Origin of the sequence: Pseudomonas fluorescens (genome assembly GCF_001623525.1) — a bacterium.
Taxonomy (GTDB): domain Bacteria; phylum Pseudomonadota; class Gammaproteobacteria; order Pseudomonadales; family Pseudomonadaceae; genus Aquipseudomonas; species Aquipseudomonas fluorescens_Q.
On record NZ_CP015225.1, the window covers coordinates 3,453,475 to 3,480,011 of the forward strand.

General features: G+C 61.4%; 22 protein-coding genes and 2 tRNA genes. 18 read left to right on the forward strand and 6 right to left on the reverse strand.

The features are described 5' to 3' along the window. Positions 1-13 precede the first annotated feature (13 nt). From TK06_RS14840 to pdeM, 3 genes are all read left to right on the forward strand, one after another. Positions 14-778 (forward strand): ABC transporter ATP-binding protein, encoded by a 765-nt coding sequence (locus tag TK06_RS14840; RefSeq protein ID WP_003198401.1) that lies wholly within the window; start codon positions 14-16, stop codon positions 776-778. Between the two features lie 220 nt (positions 779-998). Further along, positions 999-3,485, forward strand: coding sequence for a ligase-associated DNA damage response DEXH box helicase (locus TK06_RS14845; protein ID WP_063322693.1), 2,487 nt, complete (start codon positions 999-1,001; stop codon positions 3,483-3,485). Beyond that, positions 3,485-4,141: a ligase-associated DNA damage response endonuclease PdeM gene (gene pdeM / locus TK06_RS14850; RefSeq protein WP_063322694.1), complete on the forward strand. Its 657-nt coding sequence runs from the start codon at positions 3,485-3,487 to the stop codon at positions 4,139-4,141. Before TK06_RS14845 ends, pdeM begins: the two co-directional genes overlap by 1 nt. A gap of 36 nt (positions 4,142-4,177) precedes the next feature. Here the strand turns inward: pdeM and TK06_RS14855 are convergent, their stop codons facing one another. Both TK06_RS14855 and dcd read right to left on the reverse strand, forming a co-directional pair. Continuing rightward, positions 4,178-4,384, reverse strand: a complete 207-nt coding sequence (locus tag TK06_RS14855; protein WP_003184748.1) for a hypothetical protein — start codon at positions 4,382-4,384, stop codon at positions 4,178-4,180. A gap of 102 nt (positions 4,385-4,486) precedes the next feature. Further along, complete coding sequence (gene dcd, locus TK06_RS14860) at positions 4,487-5,053, reverse strand: dCTP deaminase (protein ID WP_003184751.1); 567 nt, start codon at positions 5,051-5,053, stop codon at positions 4,487-4,489. A gap of 354 nt (positions 5,054-5,407) precedes the next feature. Between dcd and TK06_RS14865 the strand changes: the two genes are divergently transcribed. Then, on the forward strand, positions 5,408-5,617 hold the full coding sequence (locus tag TK06_RS14865) for a cold-shock protein (RefSeq protein ID WP_002554837.1): 210 nt from the start codon (positions 5,408-5,410) through the stop codon (positions 5,615-5,617). Positions 5,618-5,812: 195 nt separating this feature from the next. On the opposite strand, the gene TK06_RS14870 is transcribed toward TK06_RS14865, so the two are convergent. Beyond that, positions 5,813-6,820, reverse strand: coding sequence for a DUF481 domain-containing protein (locus TK06_RS14870; RefSeq protein WP_063322695.1), 1,008 nt, complete (start codon positions 6,818-6,820; stop codon positions 5,813-5,815). A 157-nt stretch (positions 6,821-6,977) separates the two neighbouring features. On the opposite strand from TK06_RS14870, the gene TK06_RS14875 reads away from it, so the two are divergent. From TK06_RS14875 to TK06_RS14890, 4 genes are all read left to right on the forward strand, one after another. After that, positions 6,978-7,331 (forward strand): MGMT family protein, encoded by a 354-nt coding sequence (locus TK06_RS14875; RefSeq protein WP_063322696.1) that lies wholly within the window; start codon positions 6,978-6,980, stop codon positions 7,329-7,331. Positions 7,332-7,375: 44 nt separating this feature from the next. Next, entirely contained in the window at positions 7,376-8,935 is a 1,560-nt protein-coding gene (locus tag TK06_RS14880; protein WP_063322697.1) for an AmpG family muropeptide MFS transporter, read from the forward strand. Between the two features lie 129 nt (positions 8,936-9,064). Further along, the gene (locus TK06_RS14885; RefSeq protein ID WP_063322698.1) at positions 9,065-10,780 is read left to right on the forward strand and encodes a proline--tRNA ligase; all 1,716 of its coding nucleotides are present in this window, start codon (positions 9,065-9,067) and stop codon (positions 10,778-10,780) included. A gap of 17 nt (positions 10,781-10,797) precedes the next feature. Further along, positions 10,798-11,751, forward strand: coding sequence for a hypothetical protein (locus TK06_RS14890; RefSeq protein ID WP_063322699.1), 954 nt, complete (start codon positions 10,798-10,800; stop codon positions 11,749-11,751). A gap of 214 nt (positions 11,752-11,965) precedes the next feature. Here the strand turns inward: TK06_RS14890 and dinB are convergent, their stop codons facing one another. Next, positions 11,966-13,027, reverse strand: coding sequence for a DNA polymerase IV (dinB, locus tag TK06_RS14895; RefSeq protein WP_063322700.1), 1,062 nt, complete (start codon positions 13,025-13,027; stop codon positions 11,966-11,968). A 285-nt stretch (positions 13,028-13,312) separates the two neighbouring features. On the opposite strand from dinB, the gene TK06_RS14900 reads away from it, so the two are divergent. The 4 genes from TK06_RS14900 to TK06_RS14915 all read left to right on the forward strand — a co-directional run bounded on the left by TK06_RS14900 (position 13,313) and on the right by TK06_RS14915 (position 17,771). Next, a tRNA-Met gene (locus TK06_RS14900) sits at positions 13,313-13,389 on the forward strand. Positions 13,390-13,609: 220 nt separating this feature from the next. Continuing rightward, positions 13,610-13,686 (forward strand) — tRNA-Met (locus tag TK06_RS14905). A gap of 153 nt (positions 13,687-13,839) precedes the next feature. Next, complete coding sequence (mprF, locus tag TK06_RS14910; protein ID WP_063322701.1) at positions 13,840-16,482, forward strand: bifunctional lysylphosphatidylglycerol flippase/synthetase MprF; 2,643 nt, start codon at positions 13,840-13,842, stop codon at positions 16,480-16,482. Continuing rightward, complete coding sequence (locus TK06_RS14915) at positions 16,482-17,771, forward strand: virulence factor family protein (RefSeq protein ID WP_063322702.1); 1,290 nt, start codon at positions 16,482-16,484, stop codon at positions 17,769-17,771. The genes mprF and TK06_RS14915 overlap by 1 nt, the downstream gene beginning before the upstream one ends. Positions 17,772-18,131: 360 nt before the next feature. Here TK06_RS14915 and TK06_RS14920 read toward each other — a convergent pair whose 3' ends face one another. Then, the gene (locus tag TK06_RS14920; RefSeq protein WP_409077396.1) at positions 18,132-19,973 is read right to left on the reverse strand and encodes a potassium transporter Kup; all 1,842 of its coding nucleotides are present in this window, start codon (positions 19,971-19,973) and stop codon (positions 18,132-18,134) included. Between the two features lie 333 nt (positions 19,974-20,306). Between TK06_RS14920 and rimO the strand changes: the two genes are divergently transcribed. The 5 genes from rimO to tsaA all read left to right on the forward strand — a co-directional run bounded on the left by rimO (position 20,307) and on the right by tsaA (position 24,601). Continuing rightward, complete coding sequence (gene rimO, locus TK06_RS14925; RefSeq protein WP_063322704.1) at positions 20,307-21,647, forward strand: 30S ribosomal protein S12 methylthiotransferase RimO; 1,341 nt, start codon at positions 20,307-20,309, stop codon at positions 21,645-21,647. Between the two features lie 263 nt (positions 21,648-21,910). Further along, positions 21,911-22,384 (forward strand): GNAT family N-acetyltransferase, encoded by a 474-nt coding sequence (locus TK06_RS14930; RefSeq protein WP_063322705.1) that lies wholly within the window; start codon positions 21,911-21,913, stop codon positions 22,382-22,384. Positions 22,385-22,467: 83 nt separating this feature from the next. Beyond that, positions 22,468-23,178 carry an rRNA pseudouridine synthase gene (locus TK06_RS14935; RefSeq protein WP_063322706.1) on the forward strand — a complete coding sequence of 237 codons (711 nt, stop codon included), beginning with the start codon at positions 22,468-22,470 and terminating at the stop codon, positions 23,176-23,178. A gap of 57 nt (positions 23,179-23,235) precedes the next feature. Then, positions 23,236-23,697: a DUF1456 family protein gene (locus tag TK06_RS14940; RefSeq protein ID WP_063322707.1), complete on the forward strand. Its 462-nt coding sequence runs from the start codon at positions 23,236-23,238 to the stop codon at positions 23,695-23,697. Between the two features lie 205 nt (positions 23,698-23,902). Continuing rightward, positions 23,903-24,601 (forward strand): tRNA (N6-threonylcarbamoyladenosine(37)-N6)-methyltransferase TrmO, encoded by a 699-nt coding sequence (gene tsaA, locus TK06_RS14945; protein ID WP_063322708.1) that lies wholly within the window; start codon positions 23,903-23,905, stop codon positions 24,599-24,601. A gap of 108 nt (positions 24,602-24,709) precedes the next feature. Here tsaA and fpr read toward each other — a convergent pair whose 3' ends face one another. Continuing rightward, positions 24,710-25,489: a ferredoxin-NADP reductase gene (gene fpr / locus TK06_RS14950; RefSeq protein WP_003198368.1), complete on the reverse strand. Its 780-nt coding sequence runs from the start codon at positions 25,487-25,489 to the stop codon at positions 24,710-24,712. 121 nt (positions 25,490-25,610) lie between these two features. Here fpr and TK06_RS14955 point away from each other — a divergent pair, with 121 nt between their 5' ends. Further along, positions 25,611-26,537 carry a LysR family transcriptional regulator gene (locus TK06_RS14955; protein ID WP_063322709.1) on the forward strand — a complete coding sequence of 309 codons (927 nt, stop codon included), beginning with the start codon at positions 25,611-25,613 and terminating at the stop codon, positions 26,535-26,537.

Consider the following 26,537-nt stretch of genomic DNA (forward strand, 5'->3'; position numbering starts at 1 on the left):
GGATGCATGCTCCATGTACAAACTGACCATCGAAGGCCTGCATAAAAGCTATGGCGAACATGAAGTGCTCAAGGGCGTTTCGCTCAAGGCCAAGACCGGCGACGTCATCAGCCTCATTGGCGCCAGCGGCTCAGGCAAAAGTACCTTTTTGCGCTGCATCAACTTCCTGGAACAACCCAACGACGGCGCCATGAGCCTGGACGGCCAGCCGATCCAGATGATCAAGGACCGCCACGGCATGCACGTGGCCGACGCCGACGAACTGCAACGTATCCGCACGCGCCTGGCCATGGTGTTCCAACACTTCAACCTGTGGAGCCACATGACCGTGCTGGAAAACATCACCATGGCGCCGCGCCGGGTGTTGGGCGTGAGCAAGCAGGAAGCCGACGACCGTGCGCGTCGTTATCTCGACAAGGTCGGCCTGCCGGCGCGGGTTGCCGAGCAGTACCCGGCTTTCCTCTCCGGCGGCCAGCAACAGCGCGTGGCCATTGCCCGTGCCCTGGCGATGGAACCGGAGGTGATGCTGTTCGACGAACCCACTTCGGCCCTGGACCCGGAGCTGGTGGGTGAAGTGCTGAAGGTGATCCAGGGCCTGGCCGAAGAGGGCCGGACCATGATCATGGTGACCCACGAAATGAGCTTCGCCCGCAAGGTCTCGAACCAGGTGCTGTTCCTGCACCAGGGCCTGGTGGAAGAAGAAGGCAGGCCGGAAGACGTACTGGGCAATCCCACCAGCGAACGGCTCAAGCAGTTTCTCAGTGGCAACCTGAAATAAACTCCCTGGCAAGCCCCGTGGCGAGGGAGCTTGCTCCCGCTGGGGCGCGAAGCGGCCCCCTGCGGTGTGTCAGCCAGAACCAGAGGGCCGCTTCGCAGCCCAGCGGGAGCAAGCTCCCTCGCCACAAGAGCCTTCCGGCCAGACGATCCCCTTGGGCATAAAACCTTTCACCTCCCACCGTGGTCACTGAAGAAGGACTTTCAGGGCGCACGCGGCAGGCATGGCGACATCCAACAATTTCGCGAAACAGTGGTTCGATGCCCGCGGCTGGAAGCCGTTCGTCTTTCAGAAGCAGGTCTGGGCCGCGGTCAAGCGGGGGGAGTCCGGGCTGCTGCATGCCAGTACCGGTGCCGGCAAAACCTATGCCGTGTGGTTAGCCGCCCTCAACCGTTTCGCTCGACCGGCACCGCCGCTGGATAAACCGCGCAAACGCAAACCGCCGGCCGAACCGCTGACCGTCCTGTGGATCACGCCGATGCGCGCATTGGCGGCCGACACCGGCAAAGCCCTTGAAGCGCCCCTGGCAGACCTGCACCTGCCCTGGAGTGTCGGCCTGCGCACCGGCGATACCAGCGCCAACGAACGCGCCCGCCAGGGCCGGCGCCTGCCCACCGCGCTGATCACCACCCCCGAAAGCCTGACCCTGATCCTCGCCCGGGCCGATGCGCATACCGCCGTCTCGACCCTGCGCATGGTCGTGGTGGATGAATGGCACGAGTTGCTCGGCAACAAACGTGGCGTGCAATTGCAACTGGCCCTGGCGCGCTTGCGGCACTGGCATCCCGAACTCATCGTCTGGGGCGTGTCCGCGACCCTGGGCAACCAGGCCCACGCCGGACAGGTATTGATCCCGCAAGGCAACGGAATCAGCGTGCAGGGAGCCGATGGCAAGGCGCTGCGGGTCGACACACTGCTACCCCCGACCCTCGAACGTTTCCCCTGGGCCGGGCACATCGGCCTGAAGATGCTGCCCCGGGTCGTGGCCGAAATCGACGCCAGCCGCAGCTGCCTGGTCTTCACCAACACCCGGGCACAGTCGGAAATCTGGTATCAGGCGCTGCTTGAGACGCGGCCCGATTGGGCCGGGTTGATCGCCCTGCACCATAGCTCGCTGTCGCGTGACACCCGGGATTGGGTGGAACAGGCATTGAAGGACGGCCAGCTCAAAGCGGTGGTCTGCACGTCCAGCCTGGACCTGGGGGTGGACTTCCTGCCAGTGGAACGGGTGCTGCAGATTGGCTCGGCCAAGGGCGTAGCTCGGCTGATGCAACGGGCCGGGCGCTCCGGCCACGCACCGGGCCGGACCTCGCGGGTGACGCTGGTGCCGACCCACAGCCTGGAATTGATCGAGGCCGCCGCCGCGCAGGACGCCGTGGCCCAACGGCGCATCGAACCGCGCGAATCGCCCCGCAAGCCGCTAGATGTCCTGGTGCAGCATTTGGTGAGCATGGCCCTGGGTGGTGGCTTCGTTTCCGACGAATTGTTCGAGGAAGTGCGAGGTGCCTGGGCCTACCGCGACCTCAACCCGGCCGAATGGGCCTGGGCCCTGGCGTTTGTGCGCCATGGCGGCCTGTCATTGACCGCCTACCCCGATTATCGACGCGTCGAACCGGACGAACACGGGGTCTGGCGCGTGCCCGACGCCCGTCTGGCCCGGCGTCACCGCATGAGCATCGGCACCATCGTCAGCGATGCCAGCCTGCAATTGAAGTTCTGGAGCAAAGGCGGGGGCGGCAAGACCCTGGGCAGCGTAGAGGAAGGCTTCATCGCCCGCCTGCGCCCCGGTGACGGTTTCCTGTTCGCCGGGCGCTTGCTGGAATTGGTCCGGGTCGAGGACATGACCGCCTATGTGCGACGCAGCCAGGCCAAGAAGGCCGCCGTGCCGCGCTGGAACGGCGGGCGCATGCCACTTTCCAGCGAACTGGCGGCCGCTGTCGTGGCCCGGTTGAGCGAAGCCGCCGCGGGCCGCTTCGAGGGCCCGGAGATGCACGCCGTGCAGCCCCTGCTCTTGACTCAACAACGCTGGTCCGGTTTGCCCACGCAGAGCACATTGCTGGCCGAAGCCCTCAAGTCCCGGGAGGGCTGGCACCTGTTCCTCTACCCGTTTGCCGGTCGCCAGGTTCATCTGGGCCTGGCCAGCCTGCTGGCCTGGCGTGTCAGCCAGCAACAGCCGCTGACGTTTTCCATTGCGGTCAACGATTACGGCCTGGAACTGCTCAGCGCCACGGCAGTGGATTGGTCGCAATACCTGACCCCGGGCCTGCTGAGCGTCGATCATCTGCTGACCGACGTACTTGCGAGCCTGAACGCCGGGGAACTGGCCCTGAGGCGCTTTCGCGAAATCGCCCGGATCGCCGGACTGGTCTTTGCCGGCTATCCCGGCGCGCCGAAAAGCACCCGGCAAGTCCAGGCGTCCAGCGGATTGTTCTTCCAGGTGTTCAAGCAATACGACGCCGACAATCTCTTGCTGGCCCAGGCCGGGGAGGAAGTCTTGCGCGAAGAATTGGATATCCGTCGACTGGAGCAGACCTTGCAACGCCTCAATACCTTGAAGCTGGACCTGCACGTGATCAAGCGCCCCACCCCGCTCGGGTTTCCGCTGCTGGTGGAGCGATTCCGGGAAAGCATGAGTTCGGAAAAGCTCGCCGACCGCATCCGGCGGATGGTCAGCGAACTGGAAAAGACTGCCGATCGCGGTGACACCTGATGCCAGCGCCTTATCCCGTCAGCCTGGCCGGCGAAGAACTCTGGTTGCTCCCGGAAAAAGCCGTGTACTGGCCCGCCCAGGAAACCCTGATGGTGGCCGATGTTCATTTCGGCAAGGCCGCCGCCTATCGCAGCCTCGGGCAACCGGTGCCCCACGGCACCACCGCCAGCAACATCGCCGTGCTGGATGCGTTGCTGGCCAGCCTGCCATGCCGACAGTTGATTTTTCTCGGGGATTTTCTCCACGGTCCTGGCTCTCATGCGCCCGGCACCTTGAAGGCACTCTCCGATTGGCGTGTGCGACATCCGCACCTGGCCATGACGCTGATTCGTGGCAACCACGACAAACGCGCCGGTGACCCACCGCCAGCGCTGAACATTCGCGTCGTACCGGAGCCGTTGCTTCTGGGCCCTTTCGCCGTGCAACACGAGCCTGCCCCACATCCCAGCCGCCATGTGCTGGCCGGTCACGTGCACCCGGTCTACCACCTGAGCGGCAAGGGCCGGCAACGCCTTCGCCTGGCCTGCTTTCGGCTGGGCAGCGAGATCAGCCTGCTGCCGGCCTTCGGTGCGTTCACGGGCGGTTACCGGGTCGAGCAGGGCAGCGATTGCAGGATTTTTGTCATCGGCGATAACGAAATATGGCCCGTCAGCTGAAGCACTCTGTGCTATCGCAGGCGGGCCATCGTCTCATCAGGCAACAGGCGCAGGAGGTGGCTCATCCGGCAGCGTAGGCTCGCCGGGTTCGGTGGGTTGTTCGTTGGGGGTGTCGGGATCAGGCTGGCCGGGGATGCCGCCCGCCGCTTCGACAGGATGGGCCAGCAATGACCAGGCCATGACGCCGATCTGATTGGGCTCAAGCCTTGCCAGTTCGGCACTGATTCGCGGATCGATCTTCATAGAGCAACTCCTGAGCGAAGGCCCGCTGCGCTGACACGCAATAACGGGCAGTACACGCAATAGAGTGTCTGCCCGCCCAGGAATTCCAACAGCTCGTCAGATTCAGGTACGCGGCAGGGTCACACCGCGCTGGCCCTGGTATTTGCCGCCACGATCCTTGTAGGACACTTCGCACTCTTCATCGGATTCCAGGAACAGCATCTGCGCCACACCTTCGTTGGCGTAGATTTTCGCCGGCAAGGTCGTGGTGTTGGAGAACTCCAGGGTCACGTGACCTTCCCACTCGGGTTCCAGCGGCGTGACGTTGACGATGATGCCGCAACGGGCGTAGGTGCTCTTGCCCAGGCAGATGGTCAGCACATTGCGCGGGATGCGGAAGTACTCGACGGTACGGGCCAGGGCGAAGGAGTTCGGCGGGATGATGCAAACATCGCTTTTAACGTCGACGAAGCTCTTTTCGTCGAAGTTCTTCGGGTCGACGGTGGCCGAGTTGATATTGGTGAACACCTTGAATTCGTCGGCGCAGCGCACGTCGTAGCCGTAGCTGGAGACACCGAAGGAGATCAGCCGGTCTGCGCCTTCGCCACGCATCTGGCGTTCGACGAAGGGCTCGATCATGCCGTGCTCTTGCGCCATGCGGCGAATCCACTTGTCCGATTTGATGCTCATGGCGGTTTCCTGAAATAGCGAGGTGGAAAAAATACGTCCGGCATCTTACTGGGGCACGGGTCCGAGTTCAAAGCGCGGCACGCAAATCTCGCCGATCCGCCTTGATTTCCGGGTCCTGCCGGCCATCGCCCGCGCCGTCAGTCACCAAATAAGAGAAACCTTCGCAAAGACCATTGGCACATTCTGGAAAAAGGGTTAAGGTGGCGCCACTGTGCTGCTTGTGTCACTGAGAATCTCTACACGATATGTTGAATTTCGATCCAACCATCTACAAGAATTTTTCCTGCTCTTTGCACTCAGTCTCGGCCAGGGTTCTTCCTGAGTCGCAGTTATCTTTGTTCAAGGAGTTACACCATGTCTAATCGCCAAACCGGTACCGTTAAGTGGTTCAACGATGAAAAAGGCTTCGGCTTCATCACCCCACAATCCGGTGACGATCTGTTCGTTCACTTCAAAGCTATCCAATCCGACGGCTTCAAAAGCCTGAAAGAAGGCCAACAGGTTTCTTTCATCGCTACCCGCGGTCAGAAAGGCATGCAAGCTGAAGAAGTTCAAGTTATCTAACTTGTCCTTGCTTTAGTAAAAGGCCCCGCCCTCAAAAGCGGGGCTTTTTTGTGCCTGGGTGTTTTTCCCAGGGCACAAAAAAACTGTGGGAGCGAGCTTGCTCGCGATAGCGGTGGATCAGCAACATCAACGTTGGCTGACAGACCGCTATCGCGAGCAAGCTCGCTCCCACAGGTGTGTGTGGGTTGGCCCGAATTACCAGGTCACGCCAAACCCGGCCGTGTACCGCGTCTTGCTCAAGTCGCTGTCTTCGGTACCCTCGATGACATCCTTCTCGGCCTTGAGGTTGAGCGACGCCCAATCAGTGACCTTGTAGCGCAGCCCCATCTCAGCGTCATAGGCGTACTCCGCCACGCCGGACAGCGGCTTGCCCACTTCGCCATTGGTGAAGAACTCGACGCGCTTGCCAATCAGGTAGCGGTTGTAGTCCCACTTCATGGCAACGGAATAGAAGTTGTCCTTACCGCCGTCGCGGTATTCATAGTCGGTGCGGTTCAACAGCGAACCCAGCGAGAACGCGCCCAGCTCGTCATCCCAGAACTGATAACCCGGACCGGTACCCACCACGCGCTGGCGCGCCAGGTCTTCGACTTTGTCACGCTTGTAGTTCAGGCGGCCTTGCCAGAACCATTTGTCCGTCAGGAACCGGTCGAGGGAATATTCCAGGCGCCAGTTATCGGCGGAAACCACATCGTCCTGGAACTCACGGTTGTATTCACCCTCGGCGGTATGCCGCCATCTGCCGTGGCGAGCCGAGGTCTTGAAGTCGATGTCGTAATCGTCGGTATCGTTTTCCGCACGCTGGTAATCCAGCGCGGCATCGATGTTGCCTTTCCACACCAGGTCCTCGACCACCGGCTTGGGCTTGAGGATCTGCTGGATACTGGCCAGATCAACGGTCTTGGGCGCATCACCGTTGGCCAGGGTCACCTTGCCATCCTCGGCCGCATGCAGCGCCTTGGCTTTCTCGCCGGTATAAGCATCCTGCTTGACCAAGAGTTGCTGATCACTCTCTAGAGTCTTGACCTGTTTCCAGTCGACAGGAATCGCGCCGGCGTAATCGGTCTGGATCAGCAACTTGCCGCCATCAAAAACGGTAATCTTGCCACTGAGTTTGTCCCCATTCTTCAACCAGACTGTGTCGGCAAGCAAGGGCATGGAGGCGCTGGCAACAGCCAGGCAAAGCAGGGTTCTAGACAACATAAGCGATAATGGGCTCAAGTTTTCGGTGAAAAGGCGGCATTATCCCCCAGGATGACACCTCAGCAACGACTGACCCGCGTATCGATGATGAGTTCATTTCTCAATCAGCCTTGTAGGAATTAATCTACGGACGGACACCCCTTCAGGAACCCTTTACGTGACTGACACCCCAACGGACACCGAGAACGCTGCCCAGATCCGCCGCACGACCCTTTACCTGACCCTGGCACAAGTGCCGGCCGGCAAGGTGGTCACCTACGGCCAACTCGCCGAAATGGCCGGCCTGGGCCGCGCGGCGCGCTGGGTCGGGCGGACCCTCAGCCAGTTGCCGAACGACACGAAGCTGCCCTGGCATCGGGTATTGGGTGCCGGCGGTCGGATCAGTCTACCGGCGGGCAGCGCCTCAGGGGATGAACAGCGCGCACGCCTGCGCATGGAAGGGATCAGTGTCCTGAACAATCGTGTTGATATTCAGCGCCATGGCTGGCGCCCGGTAGAGCACAGCGGTTAGAGTGCGCGCTTTGTTTTCGCAATTTTTGAGGCAGACTCCAGCCCATGCCCCGTAAAACCTGGCGCGCCGCCCTCGCCGCCTATGCCAGTCCCTCGACGCTCGTGCTGTTGCTGCTTGGCTTCGCCGCCGGCTTGCCGTACATGCTAGTGTTTTCCACACTTTCGGTCTGGTTGCGCGAAGCCGGTGTGGCCCGCGAAACCATCGGCTACGCGAGCCTGATCGGCCTGGCGTATGCCTTTAAATGGGTCTGGTCGCCGCTGCTCGACCAATGGCGCCTGCCGCTGCTGGGTAAACTCGGGCGTCGGCGTTCATGGCTGGTGCTCTCCCAAGGCCTGGTAATCCTCGGCCTGGTCGGCATGGGATTCTGCGACCCACAGAAACACCTGTCATGGTTGATCGCCATCGCCGTCATCGTGGCCTTCGCCTCTGCAACGCAGGACATCGCCGTCGACGCCTATCGCCTGGAGATTGCCGACGACACCCGCCAGGCCGCCCTCGCCGCCAGCTACATGTCCGGCTACCGCATCGCGGCACTGCTGGCCACTGCTGGCGCGCTGTTTTTCGCCGAAGGGTTTGGCTCCACTGGCTTCAGCTACAAACACTCGGCCTGGGCCGGCACTTACCTGCTGTTCGGCGTATTGATGGTCCCGGCGTTGCTTACCTCGCTGTTCATGCGCGAACCGCCGGTGCCTCTGCGCACCCAACTGCAGGCCGGACGCTACTCGTTCGCCCATCAACTGGCGTCGGTGTTCGTACTGATCGTGCTGCTGGTGTCTGTCCCGGCGATGTTCACCCAGCTCTACAACACCGACTTCGCCAGCGTGCTGTTCGAGGGCGTCAGCCTGCTTGACCTACTGCTCGAAGACCGCGCGTTCCTGCGGGCCATCCTCTATATCATCCTGACCGCCCTGTGCCTGTCGGCCGTGGGCCGCCGCGGATTAGCGCCGGTGCTGACGCCGGTAAACGATTTCATCCTGCGTTACCGCTGGCAGGCGCTGCTGCTGCTCGGACTGATCGCAACCTATCGCATGTCTGACACCGTCATGGGTGTCATGGCCAACGTGTTCTACATCGATCAAGGGTTCACCAAGGACCAGATCGCCAGCGTCAGCAAGATCTTCGGATTGATCATGACCCTCGTCGGTGCCGGCATGGGCGGCTTGCTGATCGTACGTTTCGGCATCCTGCCCATCCTGTTCATCGGCGGTGTCGCCTCGGCGGGCACCAACATCCTCTTCCTGATGCTCACCGACATGGGCGCCAACCTGAAGATGTTGATTGTCACCATCTCCCTGGACAACTTCAGCTCCGGCCTGGCCACTTCGGCGTTCGTCGCCTACCTGTCGAGCCTGACCAACCTGAAATTCTCCGCCACCCAATACGCCCTGCTCAGCTCGATCATGCTGTTGCTGCCGCGCCTGATCGGTGGTTATTCAGGGGTGATGGTGGAGAAGTTCGGCTATCACAATTTCTTCCTGATCACCGCGTTGCTGGGCGTTCCGACCCTGCTGCTGATCGCCTTGCACTGGTTCCAGGAGAACCGTCGCCAGGGCTCGACGCCCACCGCCGAACCGACGCCCGCCCGACCGGCGGAAGAGTCGTAGGAAACGTCAGAAAACGCCGGGGAAACCGGCGTTCGCATCGGGCGACCGGCCACGCGCCTGTACGCCAGGGCATCTCGCCCGTACAATGCCCCGTCACTTCTCGTCATCAGCAACCGACAACGGCCAACCATGCGCACCAGTCAATATTTGCTCGCCACACAGAAAGAAACGCCTTCCGACGCCGTCGTGATCAGCCATCAGTTGATGCTGCGTGCCGGCATGATCCGCAAACTCGCCTCGGGCCTCTACACCTGGCTGCCAATGGGCCTGCGGGTCATGCGCAAGGTTGAAGCCATCGTTCGCGAAGAGATGGACGCTGCCGGCTCCCTGGAAGTGTTGATGCCGAGCACCCAACCGGCCGAGCTGTGGCAGGAATCGGGGCGCTGGGAAGAATACGGCCCTGAGCTGCTGCGCATCAAAGACCGTCACGGGCGCGACTTCTGTGCAGGCCCGACTCACGAAGAAGTGATCACCGACCTGATGCGCAACGAGTTGAGCAGCTACAAGCAGCTGCCGATCAACCTGTATCAGATCCAGACCAAATTCCGTGACGAAATCCGTCCACGCTTCGGCCTGATGCGCGGTCGCGAATTCATCATGAAGGACGCCTACTCGTTCCACACCGACCTGGCCTCGCTGCAAGTCACCTACGACCGCATGCACCAGGCATATTGCAACGTGTTCACCCGCCTGGGCCTGAAGTTCCGTCCGGTTGAAGCCGACAACGGCTCCATCGGCGGTGCCGGCTCCCACGAGTTCCACGTACTGGCCGAGTCTGGCGAAGACGACATCGTCTTCAGCAATGGCTCCGACTACGCCGCCAACATCGAGAAAGCCGAAGCCGTGCCACGGGAAACCTCCCGCGCCGCGCCGACCGAAGAGTTGCGCCTGGTGGACACGCCGAACGCCAAGACCATTGCCCAACTGGTGGAAGGCTACAACCTGCCAATCGAACGCACCATCAAGACATTGATCGTGCGGGCCGAAGAAGCCGGCAAGCTGATCGCCCTGATCATCCGTGGCGATCACGAGCTGAACGAAATCAAGGCCGCCAACCAGCCAGGCGTCGCCAGCCCGCTGGTCATGGCTACCGAAGCCGAACTGCGCGACGCCATCGGCGCCGGTGCCGGTTCCCTCGGCCCGCTGAACCTGCCGCTGCCGATCATCATCGACCGCTCGGTGGAGTTGATGAGCGACTTCGCCATCGGCGCCAACATCGACGACAAACACTACTTCGGCGTGAACTGGGAACGCGACCTGCCGGTCCCAACCGTCGCGGACCTGCGCAACGTCGTGGCCGGCGACCCGAGCCCGGACGGCAAGGGCACCCTGGAAATCAAGCGCGGCATCGAAGTCGGGCACATCTTCCAGCTGGGCAACAAGTACAGCAAGGCGATGAAGTGCGAAGTACTGGGCGAGAACGGCAAGCCGGTCACCCTGGAAATGGGCTGCTACGGCATCGGTGTTTCTCGCGTGGTAGCTGCCGCCATCGAGCAGAACAACGACGAGAAAGGCATCATCTGGAGCGACACGCTGGCGCCTTTCCAGATTGCCCTGGTGCCGCTGCGCTATGAAACCGACCTGGTGCGTGAAGCCACCGACAAGCTCTACGCCGAACTGACGGCCGCCGGCTTTGAAGTGCTGCTGGACGACCGCGACAAGAAAACCAGCCCCGGCATCAAGTTCGCGGACATGGAACTGATCGGCATCCCGCATCGGATCGTCGTCAGTGACCGTGGCCTGGCCGAAGGCAACCTGGAATACAAGAGCCGCACCGAAGCCGAGCCGCAAGCGCTGCCGGTCGCCGACGTGCTGTCGTTCCTCCAGGCCCGTATCCGCCGCTGACACCAGATAGAGACGTCATGTTCAAGCGAAACACCTTAGGCCTCGGTGGCGCCGCCCTGTGCGGCGCCCTGCTGGTCAGCGGCTGTGCCAACCAAATGTCGCAACGCAGCGAGCACGAAGAGCGGGTCGAGCGCAAATTGCTCGACCACAGCCTGCAAATCGACGTGGGCGAACCCAAGGTGCTCGACCTGCCGCAGCGTCGGGTGCGCATCAATGAGCAGAAGACCTTCGAAGTCACCGAGTTCGAGGTCACTCGTCATTACGATCGCTACACGCCGTACCAACCCTGGCGGGAGATCTACGAGATTCCCCTGGGCGCGGTGGCCGTGGTGGCCGGCGTCGGTGCGAACGTGGTCAATGTGTTCGCCCTTGGCAACCTGCCGGACTCGGCGACCCGTGACTGGATCAGCTATGGCTTCGCCGGGCTCAACCCGTTCATGAACGTCCCCTCCCATGGCCGCGCCCAGCAGAACCTGGCGGGCATCGACGAAGTCCAGCGCGACAAGCGTACGGAACACTCGAGCCTGCCTTGGAGCGAACGCCCGGTGGAGGTCAAGGTCGCCCGGCAAACCTTCGAGCTGAGCACCGACCGTAACGGCGTGCTGCGCCTGAACCTGCTGGAAAGCCCGTTCGCCGAGCAGAACCTGAGCCAATTCGGCAAATTGCAGATCAGCGTGACGGATGCCCAGGACGAAGTGCACACCGACTCATCCCTGAGCATCAGCAGCACCCTGCGCAGCAAGCTGCTGGAAGCTCACGCGTTGATCTATGACGATCTGGAAGATGACGAGGTGAGCCAATGGGTGCATCGAGTCAAGCGCCTGTCGGAGCTGGGGCTTGAAGAAGAGGCCAGCGAACTGGAACAAAGCCTGATCGAACTGACCCGCAATGATCCGGAGTTGCAGACCGAGTTTTTGAAAGCACTGACCAAGGATGGTGGACGGTTGGTGGCGGATCCTGGCGCCAACTGAGTCCAGCTTGGATTGGTCAACCTCTCTTGTGGCGAGGGAGCTTGCTCCCGCTGGGCTGCGCAGCAGCCCTGAAACCAAGCCACCTCGATATATCAGATAAGTTGAGTAGCAGTTTTGGGTCCGCTACGCGGCCCAGCGGGAGCAAGCTCCCTCGCCACAAGAGCAAGGCAAGAGCAAGGCAAGGCAAGACAAGGCATTCAGCCAACCGACAGCCTCACCGCTCAAACAACTCCAACTGCTCAAACCCACCGCGCAAATCCTCCAGCCGCACCCCGATCCCCAATAACCGCACCGGCTTGCCGCCCCGGTTGAACGCCTGGGTCAACAGCAACTGGTAGCTGCCCAGGTCCCGCCCTGCCCCGGCCTGTTCCAGTGTGGTCTGGGTGAAGTCGTGGAATTTCACTTTGACGAACGGCTTGCCCGGTCGATAACTGCTGTCGATCCGCGCCATGCGTCCGCTGAGGGTTTCCATCAGTTCCGGCAGTTTGTCGAGGCAACTCACCAGGTCAGGCAGGTCGACATCGTAAGTGTTTTCCACACTGATGGACTGCCGTCGGCTGTCGTTGTGCACCAGCCGCTCATCGATCCCACGAGCCAGGCTCCAGAGCCGCTCACCGAAACTGCCGAATTCGCGCACCAGCGCCAACTTGTCCCATTGGCGCAACTGCAGGCAATCGACGATGCCAAGCCGGTTCAGCTTATCGGCGGTGACCTTTCCAACACCGTGAAGCTTGCTGACCGGCAGGGCCGAGACAAAATCCTCGACTTGGTCGGGGGTGATGACGAACAACCCGTTGGGCTTCTTCCAGTCGCTGGCGATCTTGGCCAGGAACTTGTTCGGCGCGACGCCTGCCGACACCGTGATGTGCAACTGGTTGGAAACCCGCCGGCGAATGTCCTGGGCGATGCGCGTGGCGCTGCCACCGAAATGGGCGCTGGCGGAGACGTCCAGGTAGGCCTCGTCCAGCGACAGCGGCTCGATCAGGTCAGTGTAATCGCTGAAAATCGTATGAATTTCCTTCGACGCTTCCCGATAGGCATCCATTCGTGGCTTGACGATGGTGAGGTCCGGGCAAAGCTTCAAGGCGTGGCCGGAGGACATGGCCGAGCGCACCCCATAGGCCCGCGCTTCGTAGTTACAGGTGGCAATCACGCCCCGCCGATCCGCCGAGCCTCCCACCGCCAAGGGCTTGCCGGCCAGCCGCGGGTCATCGCGCATTTCGATAGCGGCATAGAAACAGTCACAGTCGACATGAATGATCTTACGTTGCGTCATAAATAAAGAAGCAGAGTATGCGACGAATCGGGCCACCAGTATCGCACCGACACCTGTATATAGCACCAGTAGTTTGAAAGATCCTTCGTTGAGAGCCGAAAGTGCCCACACAAATTTACTTCATCAATCGCAACCAAGCCTCCAATAGAGCTCAGCCCTTGCCAGGCCTGCGTCACAGCGCTGTCACAATGCCTTTCTCCAAGGCTAACCGCTTGAAGCGGAACAGTTTTTTGTGAGGCCAGGGTTGACAGCAGCGCGATCCTCTGTAGAATGCCGCCACACAGACGCGGGATGGAGCAGTCTGGTAGCTCGTCGGGCTCATAACCCGAAGGTCGTCGGTTCAAATCCGGCTCCCGCAACCAAACATCAAGAAAGGCTACTCGAAAGAGTGGCCTTTTTTGTGCGTGTCCATTTTTGACTGCCTGGTCAGAGAGTCGCCGCCTGCATGCAACAGTTGTAGGACAATTTCCTTTAAATTCCGAGCATTTAGGAAGACAAGGGACGGATCGAGCGTTTATTTGAGCCCATTACCTTTTAACGGTTGACACTCGGGCGTTCGCCTGTAGAATGCCGCCACACAGACGCGGGATGGAGCAGTCTGGTAGCTCGTCGGGCTCATAACCCGAAGGTCGTCGGTTCAAATCCGGCTCCCGCAACCAAATATCAAGAAAGGCTGCTCGAAAGAGTGGCCTTTTTTGTGCCTGGCAGAAAAAGCTCTACATTACAAATATTTTGTAATTATTTTCCTTCGCGGGGATTGGTAACTTGGCTGGATACCCCCATCCTGTCGCGCATAGCTCAAGAGGTGATTGATGCGCGCCCACTCGTCTGACCCGCAAGACCCTGTTACTGCGACACAACCGATCAAAGCCGAACGATTGCGCTGGCTGGATCGGATCAGTCAATACCGCCAGCCTATTGGTCTCGCGGTCACGTTGCTACTGTTTGCGATCGCCTTGATTGCCTGTCGCCACTTGCTGAGCGAGCTCGATCTTTACGCCCTGCACGATTCAATTCTGGAAGTGCCACGACCGGCCCTGCTGGGCGCGATCGCCGCCACGGTAGCCGGCTTCATCATTCTTTTGGGCTACGAATGGTCCGCCAGCCGTTATGCCGGGGTGACACTGCCGCCACAAACCATGGTCCTGGGTGGGTTCACCGCGTTCGCCATCGGCAACGCCATTGGCCTGTCACTGCTGTCGGGCGGCTCTGTTCGCTACCGTCTGTATGCGCGTCATGGCCTGGGGGCCTCGGATGTCGCCCACATGACGCTGTTCGCCAGCCTGTCCCTGGGCTGCGCGTTGCCGCCGTTGGCGGCCCTGGCGACGCTCAGCAACCTGCCCGCCGCGTCCGCCGCGCTGCACCTGCCTGCGACTTTGCTGGGGGCCATTTCCGTGGCGGTGCTGCTGCTCACCAGCGTGTTGGCCATCGGCATTTACCGCAGACGCCTGCCGGAACAGCCTCATCGTGACAGCCTGCTGGTAAAAGCCGGACGCCGCACACTGCGCCTGCCGGGCCGACGCCTGACCTTTCTGCAACTGGTGATCACCGCGCTGGATGTCGCCGCAGCCGCCACCGTGTTGTATCTGTTGCTGCCCGAAGCGCCGCCGTTTGGCGCCTTCCTGCTGGTGTACCTGCTGGCGTTGGCTGCTGGGGTGCTCAGCCATGTACCGGGCGGTGTCGGCGTGTTCGAAGCGATCCTGCTGGCCGCGTTCGCCGACAAACTCGGGGCCGCGCCACTGGCCGCCGCGCTGTTGCTGTATCGCTTGATCTATGTGCTGTTGCCGATGCTGGTGGCCTGCGTACTGTTGCTGATCAATGAAGCGCAACGGCTGTTCCAGACGCGCCAGAGCCTGCGGGCGGCATCGGGTTTCGCTGCGCCGATCCTGGCGGTGCTGGTGTTTCTTTCGGGCGTGGTGCTGCTGTTTTCCGGGGTGACACCGGAAATCGACACCCGCCTTGAGCACATCGGCTTCCTGATCCCTCATCGGCTGGTCGACGCTTCGCACTTCGGCGCCAGCCTGGTGGGCGTGTTGTGCCTGTTGCTCGCCCAAGGCTTGCGCCGTCGCCTGTCAGCCGCCTGGATGCTGACCACGGTCTTGCTCCTGGTGGGCGCCCTGCTCTCTCTGCTCAAGGGCTTCGACTGGGAAGAAGCCACGTTACTGACCCTGACGGCCGCCCTGCTGGCGGTGTTCCGGCGTTCCTTTTATCGTCCCAGCCGCCTGACTGAACTGCCCTTTTCCCCACTGTTCCTGATCGCCAGTATCTGCGTGCTGGGCGCGTCGATCTGGCTGCTGCTGTTTGCTTACCAGGACGTGCCCTACAGCCATCAACTCTGGTGGCAGTTCACCCTCGATGCCGACGCCCCGCGCGGCCTGCGCTCGCTGCTGGGCGCCGCGGTCCTGCTGGTGATGGTATCCCTGACCTGGCTGTTGCGTACCGCGCGGCCGGTGATCCACGTGCCAACGGCTGAAGAGCTGGAGCGGGCCAAAACGATCCTCATGGCATCGTCGCAACCCGACGGCGGCCTGGCCCTGACCGGTGACAAAGCGTTGCTGTTTCACCCCAACGACGAAGCGTTCCTGATGTACGCCCGCCGTGGTCGCAGCCTGGTGGCGCTGTACGATCCGATCGGTCCTACCCAGCAACGGGCTGAAATGATCTGGCAGTTCCGCGACCTGTGTGACATCCACCATGCCCGCCCCGTGTTCTATCAGGTACGTGCCGAGAACCTGCCGTACTACATGGACATCGGCCTGACAGCCATCAAGCTGGGCGAGGAAGCACGGGTCGACCTCAAGCGTTTCGATCTCGAAGCCAAGGGCAAAGAGATGAAGGATTTGCGCTACACCTGGAACCGCGGCACCCGTGACGGCCTGTCGCTGGAGATCCACGAACCGGGCCAGGCGCCGATGGATGAGCTCAAGGTCATTTCCGATGCCTGGCTGACCGGCAAGAACGTGCGTGAGAAAGGTTTCTCCCTGGGCCGTTTCAGTGATGACTACCTCAAGCATTTCCGCATCGCCGTGATTCGTTTCGAGGGCCGGCCGGTGGCGTTCGCCAACCTGCTGGAAACCCACAGCCACGAACTGGCCAGCCTCGACCTGATGCGCGCCCACCCCGAGGCCCCGAAACTGACCATGGAGTTCATGATGGTCGGTCTCATCCAGCATTATAAAAATCATGACTACGCCCGCTTCAGCCTCGGCATGGTCCCGCTGTCAGGCCTGCAACCGCGTCGCGGCGCACCATTGACCCAACGCCTGGGTTCGATGGTGTTCCGCCGTGGCGAGCAGCTCTATAACTTCCAGGGGCTGCGCCGCTTCAAAGACAAATTCCAGCCTGACTGGGAACCTCGCTACATGGCCGTGCCCGCCGGACTCGATCCGCTGGTGGCGCTGGCTGATACCGCCGCCCTGATTGCAGGCGGCCTGACTGGATTGGTGAAACGCTGATGATGCAACGCTCCTGGCGATACGTAGTGGCCGCCCTGCTGGTGCTGGCGGTGATTCTCGGTGGTGGTTACTGGTACTGGAACCGCCCGGCCCCGCAACCGACCCTGGAACAACTGGCGCCCACCGATGGCGTAGCGATGACTCGGGTCATCCCCGGCACCAAGCCGCGCGCCCAGGTACTGGTGGCGGTCAATGAAGACCAGAAGCTCAGCGACACGCAGTTGACGACCCTCAGCCGCAGCGGCTCGGCACAGATCGTTCAGGTGATCCTGCCCAAGGACTGCCTGTTGCAAGGTCGCGCCCTGCAGACGGGTCTGCGGCAGCTCCAAGGGCCAGCCACGCTGGTCAGCGGCATCGGCCCTGGCGCTGTGCTGGCCTGGCGCTGGCTGGCCGAGCAGAAGGATGACAAGGCCAAGGCCGTGTCGGTGGACCTGGCCCTGGAAAAACCCGGCTGCACACACTTGCTGCCCAAAAGCGCAGCCCACGGCCACTGGCTGGTGGCCTGGAACGATAACCCCGACGACACCAGCGCCGGCTTCGTACGCGATCAGTCGAATGCCGAGACCAGCATCAGCGACTACGACATCAATCTGCCACAAGTCCTGAACAACGAGCTGCGCAAGATCCTGGTCGGCACCGACAAGGCCAAGGGCGGCCTGAGCATCCCGGTGGTGGAAGTCCCAGCCAGCCAGACGCGGGATACCGTGACCCTGTTTCTCTCCGGAGACGGCGGCTGGCGTGACCTGGACCGCGACGTGGCCGATGAAATGGCCAAGATTGGCTACCCAGTGGTCGGCATCGACACCCTGCGCTACTACTGGCAGCACAAGAGCCCGGAACAAAGCGCGGCGGATCTGACCGAACTGATGCAGCACTACCGTCAGGTCTGGGGCACCAAGCGCTTCATCCTGACCGGCTACTCCTTCGGTGCCGACGTGTTGCCAGCCATCTACAATCGTCTGCCAGCCACCGAACAACAGCGGGTCGATGCGATCATCCTGCTGGCTTTCGCCCGCACCGGCAGCTTCGAGATCGAAGTCGAAGGCTGGCTCGGCAACGCCGGCACCGAAGCCGCCACCGGCCCGGAAATGGCCAAGCTGCCAGCCGAGAAAGTGGTGTGCATCTACGGCGGTGAAGAAGCCGACGAAAGCGGCTGCACCGACAAGACTGCCGTGGGTGAAGCCATCAAATTGCCTGGCGGCCACCACTTCGACGAAAACTACCCGGCCCTGGCCAAGCGCCTGATCGATGAGATCAACAAGCGACAGAACAAGACAGCCGAACAGTAAGTCGATATACGCCTGACAAAAGCCCCGGCAGCCTCAAGGTTGCCGGGGCTTTTTTGTGCTCGACTGCCCCACCTCTATGGGAGCTATTACCGTTCATTCAAGAAAAATGATGGACCCGTGGCGAGGGAGCTTGCTCCCGCTCGACTGCGAAGCAGTCGCAAACCGGCGGGTGCGGTGTGCCTGACTCCCCCGCATTTGGCAGGTTTTGGGGCCGCTTCGCGGCCCAGCGGGAGCAAGCTCCCTCGCCACGGGCTTGTCGATTGCCTTAAGTGGACAGCATTACCTTGGCATCAGCTTTTGTGTCGCCTACAAAAAAGCCCCCGCCGCCGCAAGGCAACGAGGGCTTTTGTTTTCCTGATGCTACATCTCCACCTGCGTCCCCAGTTCAATCACCCGGTTCAACGGCAGATTGAAGAAACGAAGGTTGCCGTTGGCATTTTTCAGCATGAAAGCGAACAGTATCTCGCGCCAGCGGGCCATGCCCTCAAGCTTGGAGGCGATGACGGTCTCGCGACTGAGGAAGTAGGTGGTGCGCATCGGGCTGAAGTCCAGGTCATCGAGATGACAGAGCTTGAGCGCCAGCGGGACGTCCGGCTCGTCGGTAAAACCAAAGTGCAGGATCACCCGGAAGAACCCTTCGCCATAGGCATCGACCTCGAAACGCCGTTGCGGCGGTACCCGGGGAATGTCTTCGTACACCACCGTCAGCAGCACCACTTGCTCATGCAGCACCTGGTTGTGCAATAGATTGTGCAACAGGGCGTGAGGCACAGCGTCCGAACGCGCGGTCAGGAACACGGCGGTGCCCTGGACACGGTGCGGCGGCTGCACGCGGATGCTGCTGATGAAGATCGGCAGAGGCAACGCACCTTCATCCAGGCGCTCCACCAGCAATTGTTTGCCGCGCTTCCACGTGGTCATCAGCACGAACAAGACAATACCGGCGATGACCGGGAACGCACCGCCCTGGATGATTTTCGGCACGTTGGCGGCGAAGTACAGGCCGTCCACCAAAAGGAAACCGAGGAGCAACGGAACAGCCAGCAGCGGCGGCCACTTCCACAACAGCAGTATCACGGCGGACACCAGGATCGTGGTCATCAGCATCGTACCCGTCACGGCCACGCCGTAGGCCGACGCCAGCGCGCCGGAAGATTCGAAACCCAGCACCAACAGCACCACACCGACCATCAGCGACCAGTTCACCGCACCGATATAGATCTGGCCCTGCTCGGCGCTGGAGGTGTGCTGGATGTACATGCGCGGGATGTAACCGAGCTGGATCGCCTGGCGCGTCAGGGAGAACGCACCGGAAATCACCGCTTGCGAGGCAATCACCGTGGCCAGGGTCGACAGGCCCACCAACGGGAGCAGCGCCCAGCTCGGCGCCAGCAGATAAAACGGGTTGCGCGCCGCTTCCGGGTCGCCCAGCAACAACGCGCCCTGGCCGAAGTAATTAAGCACCAGCGCCGGCAACACCAGGATGAACCAGGCACGGGCAATCGGTTTGCGGCCGAAGTGCCCCATGTCGGCGTACAGCGCTTCGGCGCCGGTCAGCGCCAGCACCACGGCACCGAGGATCGCCACGCCCATGCCCGGATGGACGATAAAAAAACGTACGGCCCAGACCGGGTTCACCGCCTGCAACACTTCCGGATGTTGAGCGATGCCGTACACGCCCAGGGCGCCTAGCACCAGGAACCAGGTCACCATGATCGGGCCAAACAGGGTGCCGATCCGTGCAGTGCCGTGGCGCTGGATCAGGAACAGCCCCACCAGCACCACCAGCGACAAGGGCACCACCCAGTGATCGATGCCTTCGAACGCCAGGCCAAGGCCTTCAATGGCCGAGAGCACGGAGATCGCTGGCGTGATCATACTGTCGCCGTAGAACAGCGCCGCGCCGATCAGGCCGCAGACCACCAGCAATTTGCGCAACCTCGCCCGTCCCGCCGCTGCCCGCCGCGCCAGGGCGGTGAGCGCCATGATCCCGCCCTCGCCCTGGTTGTCGGCACGCAGGACGAACATCATGTACTTGATCGACACGACCCAGATCAGCGACCAGAAAATCAGCGAGAGAATCCCCAGTACACCATCATGATTGACAGGTACGCCGTAGGCACCGGAAAACACTTCCTTGAGGGTGTACAACGGGCTCGTGCCGATGTCGCCATAAACCACTCCGACCGCCGCGACCAGCATGCTCAGCGGTTTCGCTGCCGAATGCTCGGCACTTGCCGCCTGACTACTTGCATGACCCATCCAACACTCCTGATTCCAGACCTGGCTTCTTGAACGAAGCACTATGCTTTGTTGAGGCAGCATGCGTTGTTTTACGTATTGTTACAGACGTTTTGTTGACTGTAGCAATCGTCAGAACGCAAAGGCGCGAAGCATAGCGCAGCACTCGTCGTATTTCCCGGTATAAAGCTGGTCAAGTGCGTCGACCCTGGATAGAATTGCGCACTTTTTGATCAGAGGCGCGCCAGGCGCCCTGTCTCGGCAAGAGACGATCCCCCTACACCGAGGTTAGACATGTCCACCACTACCGCGCCCGCCAATCCGAAGGTTGGCTTCGTATCCCTGGGTTGCCCGAAGGCTCTGGTCGACTCCGAGCGCATCCTGACCCAGTTGCGCATGGAAGGCTATGACGTTGTGTCCACCTATCAGGACGCCGACGTGGTGGTGGTCAACACCTGCGGCTTCATCGACTCGGCCAAGGCCGAGTCCCTGGAAGTGATCGGCGAAGCCATCAAGGAAAACGGCAAGGTGATCGTCACCGGCTGCATGGGCGTGGAAGAAGGCAACATCCGCAACGTGCACCCGAGCGTGTTGTCCGTGACCGGTCCGCAGCAGTACGAGCAGGTGGTCAACGCCGTGCACGACGTCGTGCCGCCACGCCAGGACCATAACCCGCTGATCGACCTGGTGCCGCCGCAAGGCATCAAGCTGACCCCGCGCCACTACGCCTACCTGAAGATTTCCGAAGGCTGCAACCACAGCTGCAGCTTCTGCATCATCCCGTCGATGCGCGGCAAGCTGGTGAGCCGCCCGGTGGGCGATGTGCTTGACGAGGCCCAGCGCCTGGTCAAGGCCGGCGTCAAGGAACTGCTGGTGATCTCCCAGGACACCAGTGCCTACGGCGTCGACGTGAAATACCGCACCGGCTTCTGGAACGGCGCGCCGGTGAAAACCCGCATGACCGAACTGTGCGAAGCCCTCAGCACCCTCGGCGTCTGGGTTCGCCTGCATTACGTCTATCCATACCCGCACGTCGACGAACTGATCCCGCTGATGGCCGCCGGCAAGATCCTGCCGTACCTGGACATCCCGTTCCAGCACGCCAGCCCGAAAGTCCTCAAGGCCATGAAGCGCCCGGCGTTCGAAGACAAGACCCTGGCCCGCATCAAGAACTGGCGCGAAATCTGCCCGGACCTGATCATCCGCTCGACCTTCATCGTCGGCTTCCCCGGTGAAACCGAAGAAGACTTCCAGTACCTGCTGGATTGGCTGACCGAAGCCCAGCTCGACCGCGTCGGCTGCTTCCAGTATTCCCCCGTCGAAGGCGCACCGGCCAATGACCTGGACCTGGACGTGGTGCCGGACGACGTCAAGCAGGACCGTTGGGAACGCTTCATGGCGCACCAGCAGGCCATCAGCTCGGCGCGCCTGCAAATGCGCATCGGCCGTGAAATCAAAGTGCTGGTGGATGAAGTGGACGAACAAGGCGCCGTGGGCCGCTGCTTCTTCGACGCCCCGGAAATCGATGGCAACGTCTTCATCGACAATGGCAGCAACCTCAAGCCGGGCGACAAAGTCTGGTGCAAGGTGACTGATGCCGACGAGTACGATTTGTGGGCTGAGCAGATCGGTTGATCCAGGCTTCTTGGGCTCAAGCCGAGCCGGCTTTTGTGGCGAGGGAGCTTGCTCCCGCTCGATTGCGCAGCAATCGCAAAAAACCGGGGGCCGCTGCGCTGCCCAGCGGGAGCAAGCTCCCTCGCCACAGGTTCTGTGCCTCCAGCCATTGCTCGGCCACCTCGAAAAAACTGAAAAGCCCTGCCCTTGCGACAAGATGCGGGGCTTTTTTACGGCTATCGTATGGAGAAACACCGAACATCCAGCACAAGGAACAGGCGGGCATGCGTCAGCATTCGGTCATCCACACACCGAAACCGAGCGACTACCAGGAACTGACCCAGGTGTGGGAGGCATCGGTACGAGCCACCCACGACTTCCTGCCGGACAGCTACATCGAGCTGCTGAAAAACCTGGTGCTCACCCGTTACCTGGATGCGGTGATGCTCATTTGCACCCGGGACTCGCGCCAGCGGATCACCGGTTTCGCCGGCGTCGCGGCCGGCAAGATCGAGATGCTCTTCATCGACCCGCAGCACCGTGGCCAGGGCCTGGGCAAGCAACTGCTGCACTACGCCATGGAACAGCTGAACGCCGATCAACTGGACGTCAACGAGCAGAACCCGCAAGCCCTGGGCTTTTACCTCAAGCAAGGCTTCGAAGTGGTCGGGCGCTCGGCGAAAGATGGCATGAACCAACCCTACCCGCTGTTGCACATGCGCTACAAGCAGCCCGACCTGAAGGCTGGACGCGGCTAAAAACGGTATGAGGCAAATGGACCCGCGATTAACCGGCGCCAGGCAGGTACAATGCCCACCCTCTTTTTGTTACGGCCCCCGTCATGACTGACCCGATTCGTCTCTCCAAACGCCTCATCGAACTCGTCGGCTGTTCCCGTCGGGAGGCTGAGTTGTTCATCGAGGGCGGCTGGGTCACCGTGGATGGCGAAGTGATCGATGAACCGCAGTTCAAGGTCACCACCCAGAAGGTCGAACTCGACCCCGAGGCCAAGGCCACCGCGCCCGAGCCGGTGACACTCCTGCTGAACGTCCCGGCGGGCATGGATGTAGACACCGCGATGGCCTCCCTTGGACCGCAGACCCTGAGCGAAGAACATCGCTTCGGCAAACGCCCGCTCAAGGGCCATTTCCTGCGCCTGAGCGCCAGCGCCGACCTGCAGGCCAACGCCAGCGGGCTGCTGGTGTTCACCCAGGACTGGAAGATCTTGCGCAAACTCACCGCCGACGCCGCCAAGATCGAGCAGGAATACGTGGTGGAAGTCGAAGGCGAAATGGTCGCCCATGGCCTCAATCGCCTGAACCATGGCTTGACCTACAAGGGCAAGGAGCTGCCGGCGGTCAAGGCCAGCTGGCAGAACGAGAACCGCCTGCGCTTTGCCATGAAAAACCCGCAGCCCGGCGTGATCGCCCTGTTTTGCCAGGCGGTCGGGCTCAAGGTCGTCGCCATTCGCCGCATTCGCATCGGCGGCGTGTCCATTGGCAAGGTGCCGCTGGGCCAGTGGCGCTACCTGTCTGCCAAAGAGAAATTCTAATTTTCCGGCGCCGCACCGAACCGGGGCGCCCACTGCCGATTGATCAGGACTGCACACATGATTCACAACGACGTACTGCGCAGCGTGCGCTACATGCTCGACATCAGCGACAAGAAAGTCATCGAGATCATCAAGCTGGGCGGCCTGGAAGTCTCCCTGGCCGACCTGGCGGGCTACCTCAAGAAAGACGAGGAAGAAGGCTTCGTGTTCTGCCCTGACGAGGTCATGGCGCATTTTCTCGATGGCCTGGTGATCTTCAAGCGTGGCAAGGACGAAAGCCGCCCGCCGCAGCCGATCGAAGTGCCGGTGACCAACAACATCATTCTCAAGAAACTGCGAGTGGCGTTCGAGCTGAAGGAGGACGACATGCACGCCATCCTCAAGGCCGCCGAGTTCCCGGTGTCCAAGCCGGAACTGAGCGCGCTGTTTCGCAAGTTCGGCCACACCAACTATCGCCCGTGTGGCGACCAGTTGCTGCGCAATTTCCTCAAGGGCCTGACGCTGCGCGTGCGCGGCTGACGTTGAAGGACAGCTGAATCCTGGGGGCTTTTGTGGCGAGGGAGCTTGCTCCCGCTGGACGCGCAGCGGCCCCTCGCGGTGTGTCAGACAGCACCAGGGGGCCGCTTCGCAGCCCAGCGGGAGCAAGCTCCCTCGCCACAGAGGACCGTGTCGATTTCAGCTCTCGCGTTATCATGCCCTCTCCATCTCGCCTCGATTTCAACCCATGACCTACAGCGTCTCCCCCATCGGCTTCGTCCGCTCCTGTTTCAAGGAGAAGTTCGCCATTCCCCGCCAACCGCAACTGGCCCCCGCCGCGCGCGGAGTGCTGGAGCTGGTGGCGCCGTTCGATCAGGGCGAAGCGGTGCAGGGGTTGGAGCAGGTCAGCCATGTCTGGCTGCTGTTCCTGTTCCACCAGGCCCTGGAAGACAAGCCGCGGTTGAAAGTAAGGCCGCCGCGCCTGGGTGGTAACAAGTCCATGGGCGTGTTCGCCACCCGCGCCACCCACCGTCCCAATGGCATCGGCCAATCGGTGGTGAAGCTGGAGCGGGTCGAAGCCGGGCGCCTGTGGATCTCGGGTATCGACTTGCTGGACGGCACGCCGGTGTTGGACATCAAGCCCTACGTGCCTTACGCCGACATCATAGGCGCGGCGTCCAACAACATCGCCAGTGCAGCACCTGAGCTCATCCCCGTGCAATGGGCGGACACAGCCCTGCTACAAGCCCAGGATCACGCCACGCGCCTGGCAGAGCCCTTGGTGGCGCTGATCGAACAATGTCTGACCCAAGACCCACGCCCGGCATACCAGGTTCCTACAGCGGAACGGGAATATGGTGCGCAGTTCTGGGATGTGGACGTTCGCTGGCATTACCCGCAGCCGGGGTTGATCCGGGTGTTGGAAGTGATTCCAGCTAAGCAGTGATCGCCAGGAACGAAAAAGCCCGCGCGGCCTTATTCAGGCGGCGCGGGCTTTTTTTGTGGACAACTGTTGGACCGGGTCACGGTCATCAGCCACTCCACAGACTGCAGCTTACTTCTCTACAAACGCCCGCTCGATCAGGTAATCACCCGGCTCGCGCATACGCGGCGAAACGGTCAGGCCGAAGCTGTTGAGCACTTCGCTGGTCTCGTCGAGCATGCTCGGGCTGCCGCACAACATGGCGCGGTCGTCCTGCGGGTTGATCGGTGGCAGGCCGATGTCGCGGAACAGCTTGCCGCTGCGCATCAGGTCGGTCAGGCGGCCTTCGTTCTCGAACGGCTCACGCGTCACGGTCGGGTAGTAGATCAGCTTTTCACGCAGCGCTTCGCCGAAGAACTCGTTCTGCGGCAAGTGTTCGGTGATGAATTCGCGGTAAGCGACTTCATTGACGTAACGCACGCCGTGGCACAGGATCACTTTTTCGAAACGCTCATAGGTTTCCGGGTCCTGGATGACGCTCATGAACGGCGCCAGGCCAGTACCGGTGCTGAGCAGGTACAAATGCTTGCCAGGCTTGAGATCGTCCAGCACGAGGGTGCCGGTGGGTTTCTTGCTGATGATGATCTCGTCGCCTTCCTTCAGGTGCTGCAACTGGGAGGTCAGCGGACCATCAGGCACCTTGATGCTGAAGAATTCGAGATGCTCTTCCCAGTTCGGGCTGGCAATCGAGTAAGCGCGCATAAGCGGGCGGCCATTGGGCTGTTGCAGGCCGATCATCACGAACTGACCGTTCTCGAAGCGCAGGCCCGGATCGCGGGTGCACTTGAAGCTGAACAGAGTGTCGTTCCAGTGATGAACACTGAGGACACGCTCGTGGTTCATGTTGCTCATGTACGGGGACTCCTGGGAATAATGCCTGCGCCGATAATCTGCGCAATTGCATCGCATTCTAATGGCGGCGACAATATCTGTTAAATGGATTATTAAGATAAGGGTTATCGGTTATATCGATATGCGATTTACTCTCCGTCAACTTCAAGTCTTCGTCGCCGTGGCCCAGCAGGAAAGCGTGTCTCGCGCTGCGGGCCAACTCAATCTGTCGCAGTCGGCGGCCAGCACCTCCATCACCGAACTGGAGCGGCAATCGAGCTGCCAATTGTTCGACCGTGCCGGCAAGCGCCTGAGCCTCAATGCCCTGGGCAAACAACTGCTGCCCCAGGCAGTGGCACTGCTGGACCAGGCCAAGGAAATCGAAGACCTGCTCAACGGCAAGTCCGGTTTCGGCTCACTGGCGGTCGGCGCGACACTGACCATCGGCAATTACCTGGCGACCTTGTTGATCGGCGGTTTCATGCAGCGCCATCCAGAAAGCCAGGTGAAGCTGCACGTGCAAAACACTGCCAATATCGTGCACCAGGTTGCTCACTATGAAATTGATCTGGGTCTAATCGAAGGTGACTGCAGCCATCCGGACATCGAGGTGCAGAGCTGGGTCGAGGACGAACTGGTGGTGTTCTGCGCCCCTCAACACCCGCTGGCCAAGCGCGGCCAGGCGACGATGGAGGAACTGACCCATGAGGCGTGGATTCTACGGGAACAGGGTTCCGGCACACGCCTGACCTTCGACCAGGCCATGCGTCATCACCGTAGCGCGCTGAATATCCGCCTGGAGCTGGAACACACCGAAGCAATCAAACGCGCCGTTGAATCCGGCCTGGGCATTGGCTGCATCTCACGCCTGGCCCTGCGCGACGCCTTCCGCCGAGGCAGCCTTGTCGCAGTGGAAACCCCGGACATGGACCTGGCGCGGCAGTTTTATTTCATCTGGCATAAACAGAAGTACCAGACCTCGGCCATGCGCGAATTCCTCGAGCTGTGCCGGGCTTTCACCGCCGGGGCCCAGCGCAGCGACGAAATCGTGCTGCCGACCATTGCCTGA

Coding starts and splice junctions, on each gene's coding strand:
- TK06_RS14880 (WP_063322697.1), top strand. CDS start 7,376: ATGCCCCGTAAAACCTGGCGCGCCGCCCTCGCCGCCTATGCCAGTCCC.
- TK06_RS14955 (WP_063322709.1), top strand. CDS start 25,611: ATGCGATTTACTCTCCGTCAACTTCAAGTCTTCGTCGCCGTGGCCCAG.
- TK06_RS14845 (WP_063322693.1), top strand. CDS start 999: ATGGCGACATCCAACAATTTCGCGAAACAGTGGTTCGATGCCCGCGGC.
- TK06_RS14915 (WP_063322702.1), top strand. CDS start 16,482: ATGATGCAACGCTCCTGGCGATACGTAGTGGCCGCCCTGCTGGTGCTG.
- fpr (WP_003198368.1), bottom strand. CDS start 25,489: ATGAGCAACATGAACCACGAGCGTGTCCTCAGTGTTCATCACTGGAAC.
- mprF (WP_063322701.1), top strand. CDS start 13,840: ATGCGCGCCCACTCGTCTGACCCGCAAGACCCTGTTACTGCGACACAA.
- TK06_RS14865 (WP_002554837.1), top strand. CDS start 5,408: ATGTCTAATCGCCAAACCGGTACCGTTAAGTGGTTCAACGATGAAAAA.
- TK06_RS14920 (WP_409077396.1), bottom strand. CDS start 19,973: ATGCTGGTCGCGGCGGTCGGAGTGGTTTATGGCGACATCGGCACGAGC.
- tsaA (WP_063322708.1), top strand. CDS start 23,903: ATGACCTACAGCGTCTCCCCCATCGGCTTCGTCCGCTCCTGTTTCAAG.
- dinB (WP_063322700.1), bottom strand. CDS start 13,027: ATGACGCAACGTAAGATCATTCATGTCGACTGTGACTGTTTCTATGCC.
- TK06_RS14935 (WP_063322706.1), top strand. CDS start 22,468: ATGACTGACCCGATTCGTCTCTCCAAACGCCTCATCGAACTCGTCGGC.
- dcd (WP_003184751.1), bottom strand. CDS start 5,053: ATGAGCATCAAATCGGACAAGTGGATTCGCCGCATGGCGCAAGAGCAC.
- TK06_RS14940 (WP_063322707.1), top strand. CDS start 23,236: ATGATTCACAACGACGTACTGCGCAGCGTGCGCTACATGCTCGACATC.
- TK06_RS14885 (WP_063322698.1), top strand. CDS start 9,065: ATGCGCACCAGTCAATATTTGCTCGCCACACAGAAAGAAACGCCTTCC.
- TK06_RS14890 (WP_063322699.1), top strand. CDS start 10,798: ATGTTCAAGCGAAACACCTTAGGCCTCGGTGGCGCCGCCCTGTGCGGC.
- TK06_RS14840 (WP_003198401.1), top strand. CDS start 14: ATGTACAAACTGACCATCGAAGGCCTGCATAAAAGCTATGGCGAACAT.
- TK06_RS14870 (WP_063322695.1), bottom strand. CDS start 6,820: ATGTTGTCTAGAACCCTGCTTTGCCTGGCTGTTGCCAGCGCCTCCATG.
- rimO (WP_063322704.1), top strand. CDS start 20,307: ATGTCCACCACTACCGCGCCCGCCAATCCGAAGGTTGGCTTCGTATCC.
- TK06_RS14930 (WP_063322705.1), top strand. CDS start 21,911: ATGCGTCAGCATTCGGTCATCCACACACCGAAACCGAGCGACTACCAG.
- pdeM (WP_063322694.1), top strand. CDS start 3,485: ATGCCAGCGCCTTATCCCGTCAGCCTGGCCGGCGAAGAACTCTGGTTG.
- TK06_RS14855 (WP_003184748.1), bottom strand. CDS start 4,384: ATGAAGATCGATCCGCGAATCAGTGCCGAACTGGCAAGGCTTGAGCCC.